The 18,129-nt window shown below is 66.4% G+C and carries 19 protein-coding genes; 10 read left to right on the top strand and 9 right to left on the bottom strand.

The annotated features are described in order from the left end of the window. Window positions 1-228: CHAT domain-containing protein (locus AAF184_19245; GenBank protein MEO0424482.1), on the top strand; the 228-nt coding region annotated here is incomplete at its 5' end. Between the two features lie 4 nt (window positions 229-232). On the opposite strand, the gene AAF184_19240 is transcribed toward AAF184_19245, so the two are convergent. From AAF184_19240 to AAF184_19215, 6 genes are all read right to left on the bottom strand, one after another. Continuing rightward, on the bottom strand, window positions 233-922 hold the full coding sequence (locus AAF184_19240) for a hypothetical protein (GenBank protein MEO0424481.1): 690 nt from the start codon (window positions 920-922) through the stop codon (window positions 233-235). A gap of 10 nt (window positions 923-932) precedes the next feature. Then, complete coding sequence (locus tag AAF184_19235) at window positions 933-1,490, bottom strand: sigma-70 family RNA polymerase sigma factor (GenBank protein ID MEO0424480.1); 558 nt, start codon at window positions 1,488-1,490, stop codon at window positions 933-935. Window positions 1,491-1,779: 289 nt separating this feature from the next. Continuing rightward, window positions 1,780-2,883 (bottom strand): hypothetical protein, encoded by a 1,104-nt coding sequence (locus tag AAF184_19230; GenBank protein MEO0424479.1) that lies wholly within the window; start codon window positions 2,881-2,883, stop codon window positions 1,780-1,782. Window positions 2,884-3,059: 176 nt separating this feature from the next. Beyond that, entirely contained in the window at window positions 3,060-4,505 is a 1,446-nt protein-coding gene (locus AAF184_19225) for an MFS transporter (GenBank protein ID MEO0424478.1), read from the bottom strand. A gap of 154 nt (window positions 4,506-4,659) precedes the next feature. After that, window positions 4,660-5,271 carry an SCO family protein gene (locus AAF184_19220; protein MEO0424477.1) on the bottom strand — a complete coding sequence of 204 codons (612 nt, stop codon included), beginning with the start codon at window positions 5,269-5,271 and terminating at the stop codon, window positions 4,660-4,662. 134 nt (window positions 5,272-5,405) lie between these two features. Next, complete coding sequence (locus tag AAF184_19215; protein ID MEO0424476.1) at window positions 5,406-6,731, bottom strand: selenium-binding protein SBP56-related protein; 1,326 nt, start codon at window positions 6,729-6,731, stop codon at window positions 5,406-5,408. A 507-nt stretch (window positions 6,732-7,238) separates the two neighbouring features. Between AAF184_19215 and AAF184_19210 the strand changes: the two genes are divergently transcribed. Then, on the top strand, window positions 7,239-7,793 hold the full coding sequence (locus tag AAF184_19210) for a hypothetical protein (GenBank protein MEO0424475.1): 555 nt from the start codon (window positions 7,239-7,241) through the stop codon (window positions 7,791-7,793). Continuing rightward, complete coding sequence (locus AAF184_19205) at window positions 7,790-9,583, top strand: M14 family metallopeptidase (protein ID MEO0424474.1); 1,794 nt, start codon at window positions 7,790-7,792, stop codon at window positions 9,581-9,583. Before AAF184_19210 ends, AAF184_19205 begins: the two co-directional genes overlap by 4 nt. Before the next feature lie 56 nt (window positions 9,584-9,639). On the opposite strand, the gene AAF184_19200 is transcribed toward AAF184_19205, so the two are convergent. Continuing rightward, window positions 9,640-10,131, bottom strand: coding sequence for a pilin (locus AAF184_19200; GenBank protein ID MEO0424473.1), 492 nt, complete (start codon window positions 10,129-10,131; stop codon window positions 9,640-9,642). A 219-nt stretch (window positions 10,132-10,350) separates the two neighbouring features. Here AAF184_19200 and AAF184_19195 point away from each other — a divergent pair, with 219 nt between their 5' ends. After that, window positions 10,351-11,001, top strand: a complete 651-nt coding sequence (locus AAF184_19195; protein ID MEO0424472.1) for an LON peptidase substrate-binding domain-containing protein — start codon at window positions 10,351-10,353, stop codon at window positions 10,999-11,001. A gap of 18 nt (window positions 11,002-11,019) precedes the next feature. On the opposite strand, the gene AAF184_19190 is transcribed toward AAF184_19195, so the two are convergent. After that, the gene (locus AAF184_19190) at window positions 11,020-11,511 is read right to left on the bottom strand and encodes an asparaginase domain-containing protein (GenBank protein MEO0424471.1); all 492 of its coding nucleotides are present in this window, start codon (window positions 11,509-11,511) and stop codon (window positions 11,020-11,022) included. A 135-nt stretch (window positions 11,512-11,646) separates the two neighbouring features. On the opposite strand from AAF184_19190, the gene AAF184_19185 reads away from it, so the two are divergent. Together AAF184_19185 and AAF184_19180 are read left to right on the top strand one after the other, a co-directional pair. After that, window positions 11,647-13,515 carry a carboxylesterase family protein gene (locus AAF184_19185; GenBank protein ID MEO0424470.1) on the top strand — a complete coding sequence of 623 codons (1,869 nt, stop codon included), beginning with the start codon at window positions 11,647-11,649 and terminating at the stop codon, window positions 13,513-13,515. Next, window positions 13,512-13,898 carry a DUF423 domain-containing protein gene (locus AAF184_19180; protein MEO0424469.1) on the top strand — a complete coding sequence of 129 codons (387 nt, stop codon included), beginning with the start codon at window positions 13,512-13,514 and terminating at the stop codon, window positions 13,896-13,898. Before AAF184_19185 ends, AAF184_19180 begins: the two co-directional genes overlap by 4 nt. Window positions 13,899-13,900: 2 nt before the next feature. Here the strand turns inward: AAF184_19180 and AAF184_19175 are convergent, their stop codons facing one another. After that, a complete protein-coding gene (locus tag AAF184_19175) occupies window positions 13,901-15,139 on the bottom strand; it encodes an aminotransferase class V-fold PLP-dependent enzyme (protein MEO0424468.1) in 1,239 nt (412 codons plus the stop codon). Between the two features lie 129 nt (window positions 15,140-15,268). Between AAF184_19175 and AAF184_19170 the strand changes: the two genes are divergently transcribed. The 4 genes from AAF184_19170 to AAF184_19155 all read left to right on the top strand — a co-directional run. Continuing rightward, complete coding sequence (locus AAF184_19170) at window positions 15,269-16,162, top strand: neutral zinc metallopeptidase (protein MEO0424467.1); 894 nt, start codon at window positions 15,269-15,271, stop codon at window positions 16,160-16,162. After that, window positions 16,159-16,617: a PaaI family thioesterase gene (locus tag AAF184_19165; protein ID MEO0424466.1), complete on the top strand. Its 459-nt coding sequence runs from the start codon at window positions 16,159-16,161 to the stop codon at window positions 16,615-16,617. The genes AAF184_19170 and AAF184_19165 overlap by 4 nt, the downstream gene beginning before the upstream one ends. Before the next feature lie 414 nt (window positions 16,618-17,031). Next, window positions 17,032-17,826, top strand: a complete 795-nt coding sequence (locus AAF184_19160; GenBank protein ID MEO0424465.1) for a tetratricopeptide repeat protein — start codon at window positions 17,032-17,034, stop codon at window positions 17,824-17,826. Continuing rightward, window positions 17,819-18,129: glycosyltransferase (locus AAF184_19155; GenBank protein MEO0424464.1), on the top strand; the 311-nt coding region annotated here is incomplete at its 3' end. The genes AAF184_19160 and AAF184_19155, both read left to right, overlap by 8 nt.

Below are 18,129 nucleotides of genomic sequence, written 5' to 3'. Positions count from 1 at the left end.
GCGGTCGTCCGGCCCTTGTTGGAACTCGGAACGCGCGAGGTGGTGGGTGCCCTGCGGCCGATCGACGATAAGTCCTATCAAGCGCTCATGGAGCGTTTCTACCGCGCGATCGGAACGGGGGAGGCACCATCCGCTGCCTTGGTGGAGGCACAGAGGGGGGAGGCCTCGAACACGCGGCTGGGTGAGGTGGCCGCCTGGCAATACGTGCAGCTATTTCAGTACGAGTAGCGAGCTACAAGGGGCTCGGGAAAGTGATTCGGAACGGTAGGGTTTGCACGGCGTTCCCCTCGCCATCGCGGAGCTCGAGCACGTAGGCGCCAGGTGGCAGGCGACTTGCGGGCACCTCAATCACCAACCCATGGCTCTCATCGATTTGCGCTTCGTCAAAGGTCACCAGGGGCTCGGCCGAGAGTCCGTCTGGAACGAGCACCGCGGCGCGTGCCATTCCGGGTACCTGGGCCGCATCGATGTGCAGGGCAACGAACGTTTGCGGCGTTGTGGATGCAGGGAGGCTCGGCTCGCTGCCAATGCCCCGCGGTGTCTGCAAGGAAAGCACTTGCGTCAGGACTCTTGGGTTGCGCCCTTCCGGGCCCTGCCATGGCCCGAGAAACCATGCGGCGGGCAGGGCAACGGCGACCACTGCTGCCACTTGTGTCAGTAGGCTACGTCTCTGGGTGCGCCTTCGAGGCTCTGCAGATTCGGGCTGTTGGCCCTCCCCCGAAGTACGGGCACTCCAGTGAGGAAGTGCTGTAGTCCTCTGCGGGGCGAGTGAGCTTCGGAGCCGCTGCTCCGTCAGCACCATGGCGGCGAGTTCTTCGTCGTTGAAGTACGCCAACTCGAAGTCCTCAGATTCCTCCTGAGACAGGGTGCCGGCCACGTAGCGGCCTATGATGTCGTTGTCGATGATGTAGTCTCGGTTCATCCGCACACCCTCACTCGTCCTCGTCAAAGAAACGTGAGAGCGGACCCAAGCACTGCTGTAGCGACTTGCGTGCGCGATATAGGAGCTTGCCGAAGTTCTCAGCGGAAAGGTTGAGTTCTTCGCATAAGGCATCGCGGGGTTCACCGCGCGCGTGGCCGACCAGGAGCCGGCTGTAGCGCTCGGGAATCTTGCCCAAGCACTCGAAAATGGCGGTGCGCAGCTGCGCGCTCTCGGCGAGTCGGACGGGGGTCGGGGCCTGGTCCTGATACCGCTCGTCGGCGTCTTCGGGAAGGGCTGACTCGCGGGTTTCCTGTCGAATCATCTCCAGGGCGACCAGTCTCGCGATGCCGAGGAACCAGGCGATGTAGCTGTCGGGGTCGTCCCCCTTGTCCAGGCCGCGGAAGAACCTGAACCAACTCTCCTGGTAGGCGTCGTCCGCAAGGTGGGGCGGCACCCGAGCATGAATCTTCGCCCGGAGAGCGGGCTGCATGACGGCGACGATCTCACTGGCCGCCTGTGGGTCGCCACGTCGATAGTCGGCGACGAGCGCTGCAATCCGGCGCTCCAAATCAGATTTCTTAGCCGTCGTTCTGCTCGTTTGGACGTAACCCGTCCGTGCCGCGCGCTGCGCGGTCGCCATTGGCGATCGGAATTGGAAACTGTCGAAGTTGGCAGCGTACAGCATGCAGCCCTCTGAGCACCGGCCGGGGGGGAACGCAAGGGGTGTCGCGATCCACTACAGGCAAGTGAGCCCAGGCGCTTTCTTTTCGCATACCGTTCGCCGGATCCCGTAACAAACTGTGACGGAGGGCCGACAGCCGAGGATGAGCGGCTGCCGGCCTCCCGGGCTCAGTCCGTTAGAGATAATCCAGGATCGAACGCTGCGCCGGGGCGCGCGGCGTGGTGAGGAAGCGAGCCATAGCCTCCACGGTCTCCTGCACGCAGCCCAGCGCCTCGGGGCCACTCGGGCAACGCGGGGCGTACATGGTCTGCCACTCGGGGCACACATCTGCAATCTGCTGGATCATCGGTGCGCCTTCCCCCGGGGAGCGCATTTCCGTGGTCAGGGCGTCGATGGCGATGCGAGCGGCGCTCAGGCGGCAGCTGTCGCCCTTCAGGTTCACCACCTCACCGGCTTCGTTGGGGTGATGCTCGAAGTGGCAGAAGTAGTCGTAGAACTTGGTGCTGGAGGCGAGACCGAGGAGGTCTGCCGTGTTGCGACCTACGATCTCTGCTGAGTAGTCGGACAGGAAGCCGACGGCGCGCGCCTGGGTGGCGAGGGCGTCGTCCACGGGACCGCCGCCACCGCGAGCGGGCTTGAGCATGGCGCCGGCCCAGAGCTCGATGGCCTCGACCAGCATGGACGGATCTTCGTGGCCCACGGAGGAGCCGCGGTTGGACGCCGTGCAGGAGCCATCGCAGATCGGTCCCCAGGGGCCCTCGTATTCCGTTGAGCACCCGTTGCCTGCCTGCGTGGGCTTGGGATCACGCCACCAGCAGATGTCCTCGACCGTGAAGCCCGCGGGCCCCCAGTCGCAGAACTGATCGTTGCCGACGCAATCGCCGGAGAAGTAGCAGTTGCACGCGGGGATGTCCGGGTGAGCGCCGGTGGGTCCGGGCTTCTGGCCGAAGCTGTCGCGCAGGATGAAGAAGTCGTCGCGGCCGACGCGCTCGTCGCCGTTCAGGTCGGCGTCCAGGTCCTTACCCTGCTCACCCACGTTCTGGCGCAGGATCGCGAAGTCCGGGCGGTCCACGATGTCGTTGTTGTTGAGGTCGGCGTCGCAGGCGTTGCCGAAGCCATCGCCGTTGGTGTCACGTTGGTCCGGGTTGGCGACGAGCGTGCAGTTGTCGCTGTTGTCGTCGAAACCGTCGCTGTCGCTATCGAAGCTGTCCTGGGCGAGCGCGACCGACGTACACATCGACGCACTGGCCACGAGTGCCAGCCATTGGGTAGCTTTCATTTGATTCCCCCTAGAATCCCTTAACGAGAGTGTTGTGCGTCGCGGCGAAGTCGGACGCGACCTGTGCTCGACGGCACAGTGGTCACACCCAGGTCCCCGGTAGCACGACTTCTTATGGCGATTGCAGTCTAGCGTGTCGGGAAAGCTCGTGCGATGGGCAGTCCGAGAGGGCGGATTCAACCGCCGCTCAGGGCCCGCTCGTGAGCGAACTGCGAGGGGGAATCGGGCGTGCGCGGGGCAGGGGGAACGGCTGGCGCGAGCACCCGAGCCGCGCCCAACGCCACCATGGCGAGCAACCCGAGACTCACGGCGAAGACCATGCCGTAGGCGAGCGTCGGTGCGGTGGCGTGCAGTGCAGCGAAGGTGCCGCCGGCGATGGCCAGGGTGGCGGCGATGGCGATCGCGTCCCCCATCTGCAAGGCCGAGGCGCTGGCCCCGATGGCACCGGGCGGCGCAAGGCGAATGAGCAGCACACCGAGGGCGGGGCGCTGCATGCCGATGCCGATCCCCATGACGGACCAGGCGACCACCACCAGGGCGGGGGGAAGCGCGAAGGCGAGCACGGCGACGATGCCCAGGAGGCCGCTGAACATGATGAGGGTGCCGAGGTGCAGCACGCCCAAGGGTTCGCGTTCTCTGCGGCTGTGCCAGTTGGCACCGCTCGCCCAGCCCAGGGCGGCGCCGGTGAGGCTGAGGCCGGCCAACCCGGCGCTGAAGTCGTAGCGCTCGATCAGCAGCAGAGGCACGAAGGCCTCGGCGGAGAAGAAGGCGGCGGCGGCGAGGGCGCGCACGCCGATCACGCTCGGTAGGCCCGGCGCGAGGCGCAGGGTGCCCGCCGGCAACAGCGCTCGCGCGCCGAGGAGGAGCAGCACGAGCCCCACGCCGAGCAGTAGCCACCGCGATGCGGGGCTTGGGCCCTGGCCGCTCACGTGGGTGAGTGCCAGTCCGCCCGCTGCCACGATCGCCCAGCCGACCCGTGCGCCAGCCTGGCGGCTCAGCGGACGGCTGTTGATCTCGCAGGCGCGCAGGGTGGGTACGAGCAGCAGCGCCGCCGGCGCACTGGCCAGGGCGACGAGCAGAAACACCCAACGCCACCCCAGGGTGCTCACGATCAATCCGCTCAACGCGGGGCCGATCAGCGCGGGCAGGGCCCAGGCGGTGGACATGGACGAGAGCGCGCGTCCGTGCATGGACGCGGGGTAGGCCGTGGCGGCGAGCACGTACAGGGTGACGCCCACGGCGCCCACGGCAAGCCCCTGCACCACCCGACCCGCGAGGAGTAGCACGAAGTGATCGGCGAGGCCGGCGAGCGCCGACCCCACCACCAGGGCGGCGATGGCGGCCCAGGTGGGGGCGCTCGGCCCGCGGGCATCGCTCCAGATGCCGGCGATGGCGATGCCCACGGCGCTCGCGGCGAGGGTGCTGGCGAAGGCCAGGGCGTACCAGGCGATCGCTTCGAATTCGGTCGCCGCGATGGGCATGGCGGTGGCGACGGCCAAGGACTCGAAGGCCACCAGGGAGGTGAGGACGACGATCCCTAGGGTCGTGCGTCGGTAGGCGGGGGCGAGCAGGCGCTCGGGTCCTGCGCTCGCCTCGTCGGCGCGTGCTTGGTCATGATTCATCGCGGGATCCTCACTGGGTTTCCCGCAGTCTCTGACCTCAAGTGAACTTGAGGTCAAGGGGCGTGAACATCACCACGAGCGGCGCGCCCCGGCGTTGACGATCTCGCGAATGTCTGGGGTGTTGGCGGATCAGGCCTAAGGCGCTGGCAAGCTATTATTGTTGTTCGCTCAGTAGCGTCAGCAGGTCGGCCGCCAGGATGTCGGGGTGGAGAAAGCCCACGTTGTAGATGTTGCGCAGCTGCCGCTCGCGGTCGATCAGATAGACGCGCAGAATGTGGGAGTAGCTGCCGAGGGAATCACCTTGCGCGTCCACGCTCTCGATCACCGTTTGATCGTAGGCCTCGAGAATCGGTGTCAGCGCTTCGCGTGACGCGGTGGTCAAGAAGGACCAGGGCGTTGCCGCCTCGTCCTGGGGCTGCGGGTCTACCTGGGCGGCGTAGGCGCGCATGACCTGCGGCGTGTCCCAGGTGGGGTCGAAGCTCAGGGTCAGGAATCGCACCTTGCCCGCCAGTGCCTCGCGCTCACTCACCTCGCGTCGCAGGCGCTTGAGCACGTGGGTGGCGAGGGGGCAGCCGTTCGGGTCTGGGCACCGCGTGTAGATGAAGCTCAGCACCGTCAGGCGGTCGTTCATCAGCGCATGCAGGCGGGCGGGGCGGCCGTCGCTGCGCAACACCTCGCCGTCGGCGGCGGGGCCGAGGGCCGGTAGGCGGTAGGTGCCCGGTGCGGGGGCGTCGAAGGCCAGCTTGCCGTAGCCGGGGGCTTGCACCTGGGGCGCCTGGCGCTGCAGGTGCAGGCGGTGGGGGTTCTGCGTGCTCTGCTCAGCGACGCCGGGCCCTGCTGCCAGCAGCAGCAGGGTCGTGATCAGGGCGATCCCTCGTCGTGGATCGCCCCGCCTCGTGCTCAGGGTTGCACCTGAGCACTCGCCGGCGCGCCTGCAGGTCGCTCCTGCCCGTAGAGCGCGTAGGCGCCGAAGCGCATCTGATGTGGGCTGCCCAGGCCCTCGGCGTGGAAGTCGATGGCGAAGGTCGGCTCCAGCGCCTTTCCAGTCCAGCGGAAGGCTTTGAAGTACTGCAGATCCTCACCGTCCGGCGCATCCACTTTGTCCCACTTGGCGAGCAGGGAGGAGGTGAAATAGATGCGCTCGCCGTCCCAGCTCTGCGACAGCATGTTGACCTGGGCGCCGAGCTTCTTCTCGTACACCTGCGTCGGTTTGAAGGGATCGGAGATGTCGAAGGCGCGGGTGGTGCCGTCGTTCCAGGTGTTCACCCAGAGGAGCGAATCATCGGCGGCGATCGAGATGTCCACGGGCAGGGGGATCTTCGAGGGATCGGCGATGGTGCCGACCTCGGTGGTCGACCAGGTGCCCTCAGTGTCCGCGTGGATCAGCCAGATCTTCGAGGTGAGGGCGGTGGTGGTGAAGCAGTAGTCGTGATCGGAGCCCCAGGCGCAGCGAATCTCCAGCGGGGCGCCCGGCACGTCCAGTACCGTCTTCGGCTGGCGCGTATGCAGGTCCCACACCACTACCGTGTTGCCGAAGGCCGCCATCGCGTCGGGGTTGGCCATGACGTCGCCCAGCGGGGTCATGTAGTTGTTCCAGCCGGTGAAGGACGAGGTGATGAGGGCGTTGCGTCGGGGCAGGGCGCGCACGTCGTAGCCGTAGCCGTCCGCGAACTGGCCGGTCTGCTCGGCGCCGTAGAGGTTGCCGGCGGAGGGGATCCAGTAGGTGGCGATGTAGTCGCCTGCGTTGGTGTACTCCACCAATGCCGTGCGCCCCCCGTGGTCCTTCGAATTGGAGAGACCGCTGATCAGCATGCGCCCCGGGGTCGCGTAGTTCGTGTGCGGTCCGACCACGCCGCCCGTCGCCTCGACGAAGTTATCGATCGTGTTGACCAGCTTCGGCTCGGCAGGATCTGTGTGCACATCGAAGATGAAGATATTGCTGCTGTCGAGGCCGGCGGCCCACAGGAAGCGACGGTCATCGGTGAACCCGCTGTGGTGGGCCTCGAAGCGTCCGCCCATGGAGAGGCTGGCGACCACCTGGCCGTAGGTGGGCGAGTCTGGGTGCACGTCGATGGTGACGAGCTTGTCTTGCCCATCGCCCATGCCCTCCACGCCCACGGTCCACACGTAGACGAAGTCTTCCTGGCCCACGATTTTCGCCATGTAGGGCGACATGCACGTCTCGTCGGCCATCGCCCCGACGCTGACGATGAGGCCGGCGAGCATTGCCGCGATCGGCGAAAGGGCGGAGGAGAGGGACGAGAGCAGACGGCGGGAACGTGACTTCGACATGGGGTAACTCCCTGAATATGCGCCTGATACCAGCCTACGAGGCACCGTGCGGCGGTTCAAGGGTCAGCGAAATGGCGATACGCCGAGTGGTCACCCGGCTGCGGGGCAACGACGTCCCTGTAGCGCTGGCTCCCCGATCACCGGTGCAGCGCCTATCACCAAATCAATTCGTTAGGAGTACGAGCCCTGCTGTGGCGACGAGGGCCGCGTCTGCCGGAGGCGGGCGAGCGGGGCGGTGGCCCCGTTTTGCGCATCCGGCGGATCTTGGCCAGCGGCGTCGATCGGGCCGCTGGCGCCGCTGTGACCGCATGTTGCAAATGCGGATGGATATCGCGAACTCCTGTCGCGGCGGGGTGACAGGGGCAGTTTTTCGCCCTCGCGGAGGATCCCTGGGCGATAATGCCGCCGCGAACATGGATGTTCGATCTAAGGAGACACACCATGCAAAACGAAAATAAATCGGTCGATCCGAAGGGTCGGCCGCGCGGGCGCACCTCGCCCGTGCTTTCTCGACTCACGGCCGTTCTGTTGGGGGCCACGCTCATCGCGGGTGCCGTCGACGCTCAGCAGGCCACCTCTCTCGCCTTCAACTCCGTGCCCGAAGGGCAGGCGCCGCAGGGCATCCTCGCCGCCGCACGGGCCTCGCGCGGTACCGAGCGCCTCGATGCGCATCCGGCCGAGGCGGACGCCGTGCGCGAGTTGACCGCCTTCGCCCGTGCCCATTGGCAGGCGATCGGTGCCCTCGATGTGGTGGGGTTGTCGCGCTTCCACGTGGAGGCTACCCGGGGCTGGCATCCGCCCGCCGAGCCCAACTTCCATGGCGCCGAAGTGCTCGCCGCCAACGATGACGCGCTCTACCTCATGTTGCGCGGGCCGCGCTTGCCGGCCAGCTTCGAGATCGTGCACCGCTACCTCGTGTTCTTCGCGCGCTACGACCTCAGCAGCGGACAGGTGGGTGAGGTGAGCGTGAGCATTCGCGGGGAGGTGCACGAATGAGCCGGCCGCTGCTGCCTGCCGCTCTCGGTCTCACCGCCGGCGTGCTGCTCAGCGCGAGCGCCCTCGCGACCCCCTTCACCTATCGGGATTTTGATCAGGTGCAGGCGGATCTCGAGGCCCTCGCTCAGCAGTACCCCGAGCTGACCCGCTTGAGCACGGCGCAGGACGACTACGGCCTGCCCACCGACGATCGCTTCGAGCACTTCATCCTGCGCATCACCAACGAGTCGACCGGCTTCGACAAGCCCGAGATGTTGATCGTGGGTACGCAGCACGGCGATGAGGTGGTCGGTGTGGAAGTGGCCATCGAGACGGCGCGCCTGCTGCTCGAGAGCTACGGCTCCGATCCCTGGCTCACGGCCCTCGTGGACGAGCGCGAGATCTACTTCATGCCCCTTGCCAACCCTCAGGGCTTCACGGAAGGACGCCGGTCCAGTCCCGGTGCCGAGGGCAGCGAGGACATGAACCGCGACCACATCTACGATCGCGCGTGCAATTTCTTCTGCGACGATGACATTCCGCTCTCCACCGTCGGGGGGCGCGCCATCTGGGAGCTGTCGCGGCGCCACGCCTTCCGCGTGATGCTCGACTACCACGGGGGGATCGAGCTGATCATCCATCCCTGGGGCACGCCGATCCATCGCCAGAACACGGAGAGCCCGGACGAGCGCGCCGCCAATGCGCTCGGCAATCTCATGAGCGAGTACGGCGGACCCTTCCGCGGCTTCTACCCCGTGGGTACGTCGAACGACCTGCTCGGTGCCGTGATCGGTCCCCTGGATGACTCGTCCTACGCACCTGGCTGGGATCCGGCCAACGCGGACGCTCAGTTCCCCAACGATGCGGCTCGCGCCATCAGCTACACGGTGGAGATCTCCAACCAGAAGCGACCGGCCGAGAACCTGCTCGGCGGTGATGCGGACCTGCTCACCCCGGGCGGTGCCGAAGACGGCTACATCCCGAAGAACGTGCGCATCGCCCTGGCGGCCATCGACCTGACGGATCCGTTCGTCGAGTGGACCAACCGCGACCAGGTGCCGACCAGCGTGGAGGTGGGTGAGTCCTTCGAGGTGCGCTGGCAGGTACGCGGCTGCTTCGACATCGACGACACGCGCGTGCGCTGGGGTACCTCCGCCGATCCGCGGGTGGACTTCGATGCGCAGAGCGCGTCGCAGAGCGATCTCAGCGGTGACGCGTGCTTCAATCCGCCGCGTGAGTTCACGGCGCAGGTGAGCATCGATGTGCCGGGTGACTACTTCCTTACGCCGGTGGCGAAGGTGGACGAGGACCTGCTTGCCCAAGGCAACCCCGATCCCGCCCTGCCGCCGCAGAGCTTCCTGGTGCGTGCGCGTACGGAGGAGGGTGAGGTGTTCCGCAACGAGACGGATCCCAACGAGGTGAACACGGTGGTCGGCCAGATCTACCGCGACGCCGAGCCGTTGCTGATCACCGTGACCGGCGATGGGGGCGACCCCGTCTACACCCTGAACCCGCCGACCCCCGGCGACGCCGGTGCCCTGAACACCTTCGAGATCACCGGCGCCACGCCGGGTCAGCGCAACTTCGTGCTCGTGGGTGGCGCTGCGGGCGCGACGGAAGTGCCGGGGTGCCCGGGCTTGTTCGCCGACATCGCCAACTTCCGCGTGCTGGCGGTGGGCAACGCCGATGCGACGGGCACGGCCACGCTGGAGCGCTTCCTGCCGGCGGGGCTCAGCGGGCGCACCCTGCGTCTGCAAGCGGTGGAGCGGCCGAGTTGCACCCTCAGCGACGTGGTGATCGAGACCTTCTGAGGTCGGCTCTCGGGCGACGCCGGCCGTAAGCGGTCGGCGTCGCTCAGCGCAGCGCCCTACTCGGGTTTCGCTGCAAGGCCCTGGCAGGACGCAGGGAGGTTCTGCAGGTCGACACTGGTGAGGTTGGTGCCGAAGACGGTCATGCCGTCGAGCGGATTGCTGAACCCGCACACCCAGGCCACGGTCGCGCCTGCGTTGTCGTCGCGCAGGCTTGGGCGCAAGCTCAGAATGCGTTCGCCGAGTGCCGCGTTCACGCTTGCGAACTCCACGTGGATGGCGCCCTCCGCCACCGCCACGGCGGACACGCCCTCGCTGTTTATTTCCGCGGGCGCGGGCAACTCGAGCACGGCATTGGATTCCGGGAACTCGCCGAAGTACGAGAAGTAGTCCTCGACTCGGGTCTTGATGCCACCGGTGATCGTCAGCGCCTCCACCACGTAGGCACGCGTAACGTAGCGCTGGTAGGCGGCCACGGCGATCGCCGTGAGGATGCCGACGATGGCGGTCACCACCATCAGCTCGATTAGTGTGAAGCCTCTTGCTTTCATATCCGTCCCTGGAGCGTCGGCAAGGGGGCTTGCCGATGGCCATTACGTTGCTGGGGCGCCAATCCGTCGGTGGCCGCCACTGGCTCTTTTGGGTCATCCTACCCGAGGGCGGGGTGGCGGATCACGTCCCTCGTGGGGATCACCTGCCGTCGCCAGGCGACAATCTCCAACCACCGGTCATAACGGACCCAGTGCTTACGCCGTAGGACGAGACATCAGATGAGCAGCACCCCCACCACCGTCGCCCTGTTCCCGATCCCGGATTTGGTGGCATTTCCCGGCACGATCGTGCCTTTGCACGTGTTCGAGCCCCGCTATCGCCAGCTCCTGAACGACTCGATCGAGCAGGAGCGCTTGATCGGCATCCCCAATACGCGAAAGCAGATTCACCCCGGGCGCAAGCACGAGTCGGTCGAGGAGGCGCTCGCGAGCAACCAGGCGACATATCAGCCTCACGAGGTGTTCTCCGCGGGGCGCGGGGAGATCGTCGAGACCCTCGATGATGGGCGTATTCACGCGGTGATCCGCGTGGAGCAGCGCCTGGTGCTGGGCCAGGAGGTGCAGACCCTGCCCTATCGGATCGTCGAGGCCACGCCCCTGGACGACGAGCCCGACGGCGCTGAGGACGTCTCGCGCGAGCTGCAGCGGGAGATCAACGGGCGTCTCGTGCGCATCGTGGCCGACGAGAGTCCGGAGCTCGCCGACGCCCTGGAGCAGGACGATTGGTGCTCGCTCAGCCCCGCCGCCTTCTCCTTCAAGATCTTCCAGTTCCTGCGCTTCGATCCTGACCTAATGCAGTCCGTGCTCGAGACCACGCAGGTGAGTAAGCGCCTGAAGGTGATCGACGACGTGCTGCAGAGCGCGAGCTGAGCGCCCCGTGGCTGAGACCTAGCGGGCGGCCACGCGCTCGAAGCGGTTCGCGTCGAGATTCTTGCGCACCGCATTCGAGGGGAAGATCTCCCCGTTCATCGCGATGTAGACCCCCGGCGCGCACACCTGCACGGCGGCCACGGCCATGCCGATGTTGAACAGGGCGTCCGTGGAGCGGAATCGGGCTGGCGTGAGGGCGCCTGTGAGCACGATGGTCTTGCCGGCGATGTCCTCCATCGTGCGGGCGGTCTGCACCATCGTGTCCGTGCCGTGGGTGATGAGCACGTGGGTGGCGTTGCAGCGGCTCACGGCCGCGTGGATTCGGGTCCGGTCCTCGTCGGTGAGTTCCAAACTGTCCTTGTGCATCAGCTCCGTCAGGGAGTAGTCGAAGCCGGCGCCAGCCTCGTGCAGGATCTGGGGGATCTGCGGGGCGCCGATGCTGAATTCGCTGCGCGCATCGAAGTACACCTTGTCGATGGTGCCACCGGTGGTGAAGATCGCGACTTGCATGGGGCTGCTCCGTGGCGTGGGCGATGCCGGTAGCGCATGCGTATCCCATCGTTTGACGCATGGCCCCCGGCCCGGTTTGCGCACGATACACTGCGGGGCTTATCGGGTACACGCGGAGTGATGCATGGAGGGCGAATGCTGCTGAGGCGCTCGAGTTCAGGTGTGGCGGCGAGGTCTGCCTGGCGCGATCCGGTGCTGGTGCTCACGGTGCTCGTGCTGGCGATCGCGGCTGTTAGCTGCAGCCGCGAACCAGCATCGCTGTTCGAGCCAGCGCCGGCGCAGACCCTCGTGAATACGACGGCGGGCCCGGTCACCGGCGCCACGGCGGAGCCCGGCGCGCACGCCTGGCTCGGCATCCCCTACGCCGCGCCGCCCGTGGGCGATCTGCGCTGGCGCGCACCGCGACCGCCGCGGCCGTGGCAATCCCCTCGGGAGGCCATCGCCCACGGTCCCGCCTGCCCCCAAACCGGCAGCCCCCTCGGCGGTGCACCCGCGGACACCTACGGCAAGCTCTGGGGGGATGAGGACTGCCTCTCCCTCAACATCTACGCGCCGGCGGACGCGCCGCGCGGCACCGACGAACCGGGCTTGCCCGTGCTCGTGTGGATTCACGGCGGCGGTAACGTGGTCGGCCACAGCGGGTTCTACAACGGCGCCCGCCTCGCCGCCGAGCAGCAGCTCATCGTGGTCACCTTCAACTATCGCCTCGGCCCCTTGGGCTGGTTCTACCATCCGTCCCTGAGCGACGGCACGGCGCAGGACGGCTCGGGCAACTACGGCACCTTGGACATGATCGCCGCCCTGCAATGGGTGCAGGCGGAGATCGCTGCCTTCGGCGGTGACCCGCAGCGCGTGACCGTCGCGGGCCAGTCCGCCGGCGGCCGCAACGTGTTTGCGCTGCTGGTCTCGCCCCTAGCGGAGGGTCTGTTCCACCGGGCGATTTCGCAGAGCGGCGGCACCACCACGGCGTCCGTCGCCGCCGCCAGCCACTACCAGGACGACTCGCAGGCCCCGGGCCATGAGACGAGCGCGGCGGAGATCGTGCTCAAGCTGCTCGGCGGCGAGCGCGCCGTGGCCAAGCGGCGTGCGGAGGATGCACTCGCGGCGGGCGAGATCGCCACGCGCCTGCGCGCCCTCGAAGTGCCCACCTTGTTCGACCTCTACGAGGCCAGCCCCTACTCGCTCGGCGCCCAGGGACCCACCCTGATCCGCGACGGCGAGGTGCTGCCGCTCACGCCCACGCTGGAGCTTCTGCGGCGAGGGGAGTGGCACCAGATGCCGGTGATACTCGGCAGCACCCGCGACGAAGCCAAGCTCTTCATGGCCTTCGAGCCCGATCAGGTGCAGCAGGTGGCCGGTCTGCCCCTGTGGCGTAAGGATCCGGTCACCTACGAGCGAGAAGCCTTGTATCGCTCGCGCGCGTGGAAGTTCTTCGGTGTCGATCGCCCCGTGAGCGCCATGCTCGAAGGGGGCGCGCCGGGGCCGTTCTTCACCTATCGCTGGGATTGGGACGAGGAGGGCAAGCTCGGCTTCGTCGATCTGTCCGCCATCGCCGGTGCCGGGCACGGCTTCGAGGTCGCCTTCATCTTCGGTCACTACGATGTGGGCCCGAACACCAAGATGCTCTACCACAAGCGCAACGCGGCGGGTCGAGCGGAACTGAGCCGGGTGATGATGGGGTATTGGGCAGCCTTCGTGCGCGATGGCGTGCCGGGCACCGGTGGCACCGGGGCGCCGGTGTGGCCCTCAGTGAGCGCCGATGCCACCGCGGAGACGCTCCTCTTGCTCGACACCTCGGCCGACGGTGGCGTACGCGCCGTGAGCGAGCGCCTCAGCAAGGATGGCTACCTCGACGCCCTGCGCGCCGACGCCTACCTCGAGGACCGCCAGCGCTGCCGCCTCTACGACATCACCCTGGGCTTCGATGCGGCGGACGAGGGGGACCGCGCCTCCCTGGGCTGCCAGGGCGTGCCGCGCATACCGATCTTCGGTGCCACGCAATGAGCTGGGCCACCCTCATGATTCGCTCGGGCGCCGTGCTGGGCGCCCTGGGCGTGCTAGCGGGCGCCTTCGGTGCCCACGGCCTGGAGGGGCAGGTAAGCGCTGAGCGTCTCGATACCTTCGCGACGGGAGCCAGCTATCACCTCTGGCATGCGTTGGCGCTGGTGCTCACGGGCGTCGTGGCGCGCCAGCGCTCGCCGCGGGCGTCGCTCATGGCAGCCGGTGTGTGCTTCGCCGTCGGCGTGGTGCTGTTCAGCGGGTCGCTCTACGCCCTCGTGCTCCTCGATGCGCCCATGCTCGGCATGATCACGCCCCTCGGCGGCCTCACCCTCGTCGCCGGCTGGCTATTACTTGCCTTCGGTGTCGGTGGCGACAGCGACGCGTAGGCTCAGAGCTGCGCGTCCAGGGCCTCGATCAGCTGGGTGACTTCCGCTTCGTTCGTGTAGTGCACGAAGGACATCCGGAGCACGCCCCGGTCCGGTTCCATGCCGAGGGCATCGATGCAGCGGTGCGCGTAGAAGTGGCCGGCGCTCGCGCCCACGTGGTGCTCCTTGGCCAGGGCCTCGGCGATATCGCGCGGGTGGCGCTTCGTGTCCACGGCCACGGTAGGCGCGCGCCCGGCGGCCTGGCGGCGACCGATCAGGCTCGCGCGCGGATGATCGTCGAGGAAATCCAGCAACGGCGTCAGCAGCGACTGCTCGTGGGCCTGCATCAGGTCGTGCAGGGCGTTGGCCCGCGCCCGCAAGGGCAGGTCGGCGAGGCCCTGGTGTAGGCAGAGGGACTCGAAGTAGTCGATCACGCCCCCCGAGGCCGCCACCTGAGCGTGGTCCGGACCCGCGGGGACAAAGCGCGCGTTCGGCTTTCCAGCGTTGAAGAAATGCGTTTGCGACGGCCATTGCTCGTTGAGCGTCCGGCGCATGGTCATCACACCCTGGTGCGGGCCGTACACCTTGTACAGGGAGAAGAGGTAGACGTCCGCGCCGAGGGCGTCAACGTCGGGCAGGCCGTGGCCGCAGTAGGACACGCCGTCCACCACACTCACTGCCCCTGCCTTACGGATTCGTTCGCAGATCTGCGCCACGGGGTTGAAGGTGCCGACGATGTTCGAGCAATGGCTGAAGGCGACCAGCACCGTGCGCTCGTTCAGCAGCGACTCCAGAGCTGAGAGCTCGAGATCACCGCTGTAGGGGTTGAAGCGCCACTCGCGCACGGTGAAGCCGTCGTCGGCCAGGCGTCGGAAGGCGCCCACGTTCGCCTCGTGATCGAGGTTGGTGACGATGACCTCGTCGCCTGCCTTGCCGTGGGCACGCAGGGCCTGGGCCAGTACGTAGACGTTCTGCGTGGTGGAGGGGCCGAGGTGCAGTTCGTCCGTGGCCACGTTGAGCCAGCTCGCCAGCCCCTCGCGGGCGCGGTCCATCGCCTCGCCGCCAGCCACGGAAGCCGCGGACCAGGCGTAGGGCTGCACCTTCGTGCTGCGGTAGAAGCGCTCCAGTTGCTCGATCACCGGTGCGCAGGCGTAGGAACCGCCGGCGTTCTCGAAGTGGGCCCAGCCCTGGAGGTCCGGCTCGCGAAAGGCCGGGAAGCAGTGGCGGGCGAAGTCGACGTCGAGGCTGGCGGATGTGGACATGCGAATCCTCTGGGCGCGGGAGTTCACGGGATTTCACCGTCGTGGGCGCGCGAGGTCAACGGATCATGCCCACCCGGCGAGGGCCGTGCACTACACTGGCGGCCTGCGACATCGCTTGAGGAAGGCACCATGGAGTGGAGAGGCCGACGCGGCAGCGACAACGTAACCGACGCGCGCGGGCAGCGCATGTCAGGCGGGGGCGGTGGCCTCGGCGGGGCGGGCATCAACCTGCTGGTGCAGATGGTGCTGCGCACCTTCGGCCTCAAGGGCGTGCTGGTGCTCGGCGTGATCGGCGTGGTGGGCTGGCAGCTCGGCCTGATCAATCCGGCGACGCTCCTCGGCGGCGCCCCCACCTCCCAGCAGGTCAAGTACACGCCGACCGCAGCGGAGCAGGAGCTCTTCCAATTCGTCGCCGTGGTGCTGGCGGACACGGAAGACGTGTGGAACTCCGAGTTCTCGCGCTTCGGCCAGGCCTACCGCGAGCCGGAACTGATCATCTACCGCGATCGCATCAACACGGGCGGCTGCGGCCCCGGCGATGCGCGCATGGGACCCTTCTACTGCCCCGCCGATCAACGTATCTATATCGACTTGAGCTTCTACGACGAGCTCGCCCGCCAGTTCCAGGCGCCCGGTGATTTCGCCCAGGCTTACGTCATCGCCCACGAGGTGGGGCATCACATCCAGAACCTGCTCGGCTACAGCGACAAGGTCAACGCCATGCGCGGCACGCCGCAGGAGAACCAGTGGATCGTGCGCCTGGAACTGCAGGCCGATTACCTCGCCGGCGTCTGGGCTCACCACAACCAGCGCTACCTCGAGCGCGGCGACATCGAAGAGGCCATGCAGGCGGCGAATCAGATCGGCGACGACGCCATTCAGATGCGCTCGCGCGGACGAATCGATCCTCACGCGTTTACCCACGGCACCTCCGAGCAACGCATGCGCTGGTTCGAGAAGGGCTTGCGCAGCGGCCGCCTCGAGGGCGGTGACACCTATAAGATTCCCTACGAGCAGCTATGAGCGAGATCAACCCGGCGTACGTCGAGGAACTTAAGGAGAGTATTCGCAAGGCGCCCTATCCCGCGCTCATGTCCATGACCATCGCGGACATCGACCGCGATGGATGCGTGATCGCTCTGGACGGGCAGGAGAAACACCTGCAGCCCTTCGGCATCGTCCACGGCGGCGTGATCGCCACCTTGATCGATACGGCCACCTTCTGGGCCGTGTTCCTGTCCTTACCGTCCGCGGACGACGGGCTGGTCAACGTCGACCTCAAGCTCAACTACCTCTCGTCCGTGACCGGCGGCGAGCTGCGGGCGACCGGCCGCAAGATCCGCATGGGGCGCACGATCGGCTACTCCGAGGCCCATGTGCACGATGAGAAGGGCCGGCTCATCGCCCACGGCACCTCGACGCTCATGGTATTGCCCGGCAAGGGCTTGGACTTGGGCGTCCCGCGCGAACTTCCCTGAGTTCAGCCTGACGCCCAGGTCTGCCGATTCGAAGCCGCAGAAGCTCGACACGCGCCGGAGCGGTCGGCACACACTCGGCCATAGCGTCTATACCCTCTATCCTCATCGTATTCTGTGCTCGATCTGTGAGGATTACCGCATCCACTATGCGGTAGGCTGACCCCGCATCGGCTGCCGCAACCTGTCCACCTTTCCTATGGTGCGGATAAGCTGAAACAGCCTCTGGCGGAGGCGGAAACCACCTAGTCTTTCCCATCCCCGTGGCGTCAAAGGCGATGGCAGACGAATCACGCTTCCAAAAATATTAGGGAGTGCCAAGAAGGCTTCGGCGCAGCGAAGAAGCTGTACTTTAATACATCGCCGCTTTCGACCAGAGGTCAAGTGGACGGGCGCCAAAAAGACCCAGAATGAGGTATGCGTACGATTGGGATCTCAACAACCAAGCGCCGTAAGTGGCTGCGCTCCTGGATTCCACTTTTGTGTCTCGTGCCGGGCGCTGCGCTGCTCCCTGCGGATTCCCTTGGCGCCGAGGCGGAATGCCTGGCCATCGAACAGGCGTTTGCGCACAACAATGTTGCAACCCTTAAGAACCTTGTCCCCAGCAAACCTCAATGGCAGGCACTAAAGCAGTTTCGCCTGGCCGCCGCTTACATTCCTGCGGACGAAAACAAAGCCGCGCTACAGGCGGTACGCAACGGTCTAAAAACCGTCAAACGTGCGCTGCAAGCGGATCCTCATGACACAGAAATGCTGATCATGGGGGCCATGCTGGACGGTCAATACGTCCTGCTACGTCGCTGGCGCTTCTTTCTCAATGGTCGTCGCGGACTGCGGCGTTTAAACCGCGCAGAGGCACAGCAGCCGAACAATCCCCGCATTGCGCTGGTGCGTGGCACCGCTAAGTTTTTGTTGCCGGGGATCCTCGGTGGCAACGCCAAAGAAGCGCAAGCAACGTTTTTTCGCGCGCTTTACCAACACCCTGACTCTTTTGCACAGAGCGTCCTATGCCGCGACGGGCAGTGGGCGCAGGTTGATCTGCTGAACTGGCTGGCCCGCAGCTACCAAGAAAACGGTGACCCGGAACAAGCTCAAGCCACGTTTGCGCAAGCTCTCGAGCATTCCCCCGACAATCACTGGGTACGATTGGCCATGGCTGGCGAAGGCTATGAATGGCAGCCTGAATCTGGGGAGCTCAACCAGAATGAGTAGCTCCTTAAGCGTGGTGATTCCCGCCTTAAACGAAATCGAGTTGTTGCCAGACAATACCCAGGCACTGCTCAGCCTGGCATGCGTTGATGAGGTAATCGTCGTCGACGGCGGCAGCACAGACGGCACCGTTGAGTGGTTAGAGCAGCATAGCGCCAGGCAGAGCAAACTTTCCTTCACACACAGCCTGCCGGGACGCGCACTCCAGATGAATGCCGGTGCGCAAATCGCCAAGGGAGACTGGCTGCTGTTTCATCACGCAGATTCAGCACTATCAGGTGCAGGCGTGCAGGCAATCGGCGAACT

The sequence above is a fragment of the Pseudomonadota bacterium genome (assembly GCA_039815145.1).
Lineage (GTDB): Bacteria > Pseudomonadota > Gammaproteobacteria > Steroidobacterales > JBCBZW01 > JBCBZW01.
The sequence above is the reverse complement of the archived record's forward strand: the minus strand, read 5'-3'. Positions and strand labels throughout refer to the sequence as shown.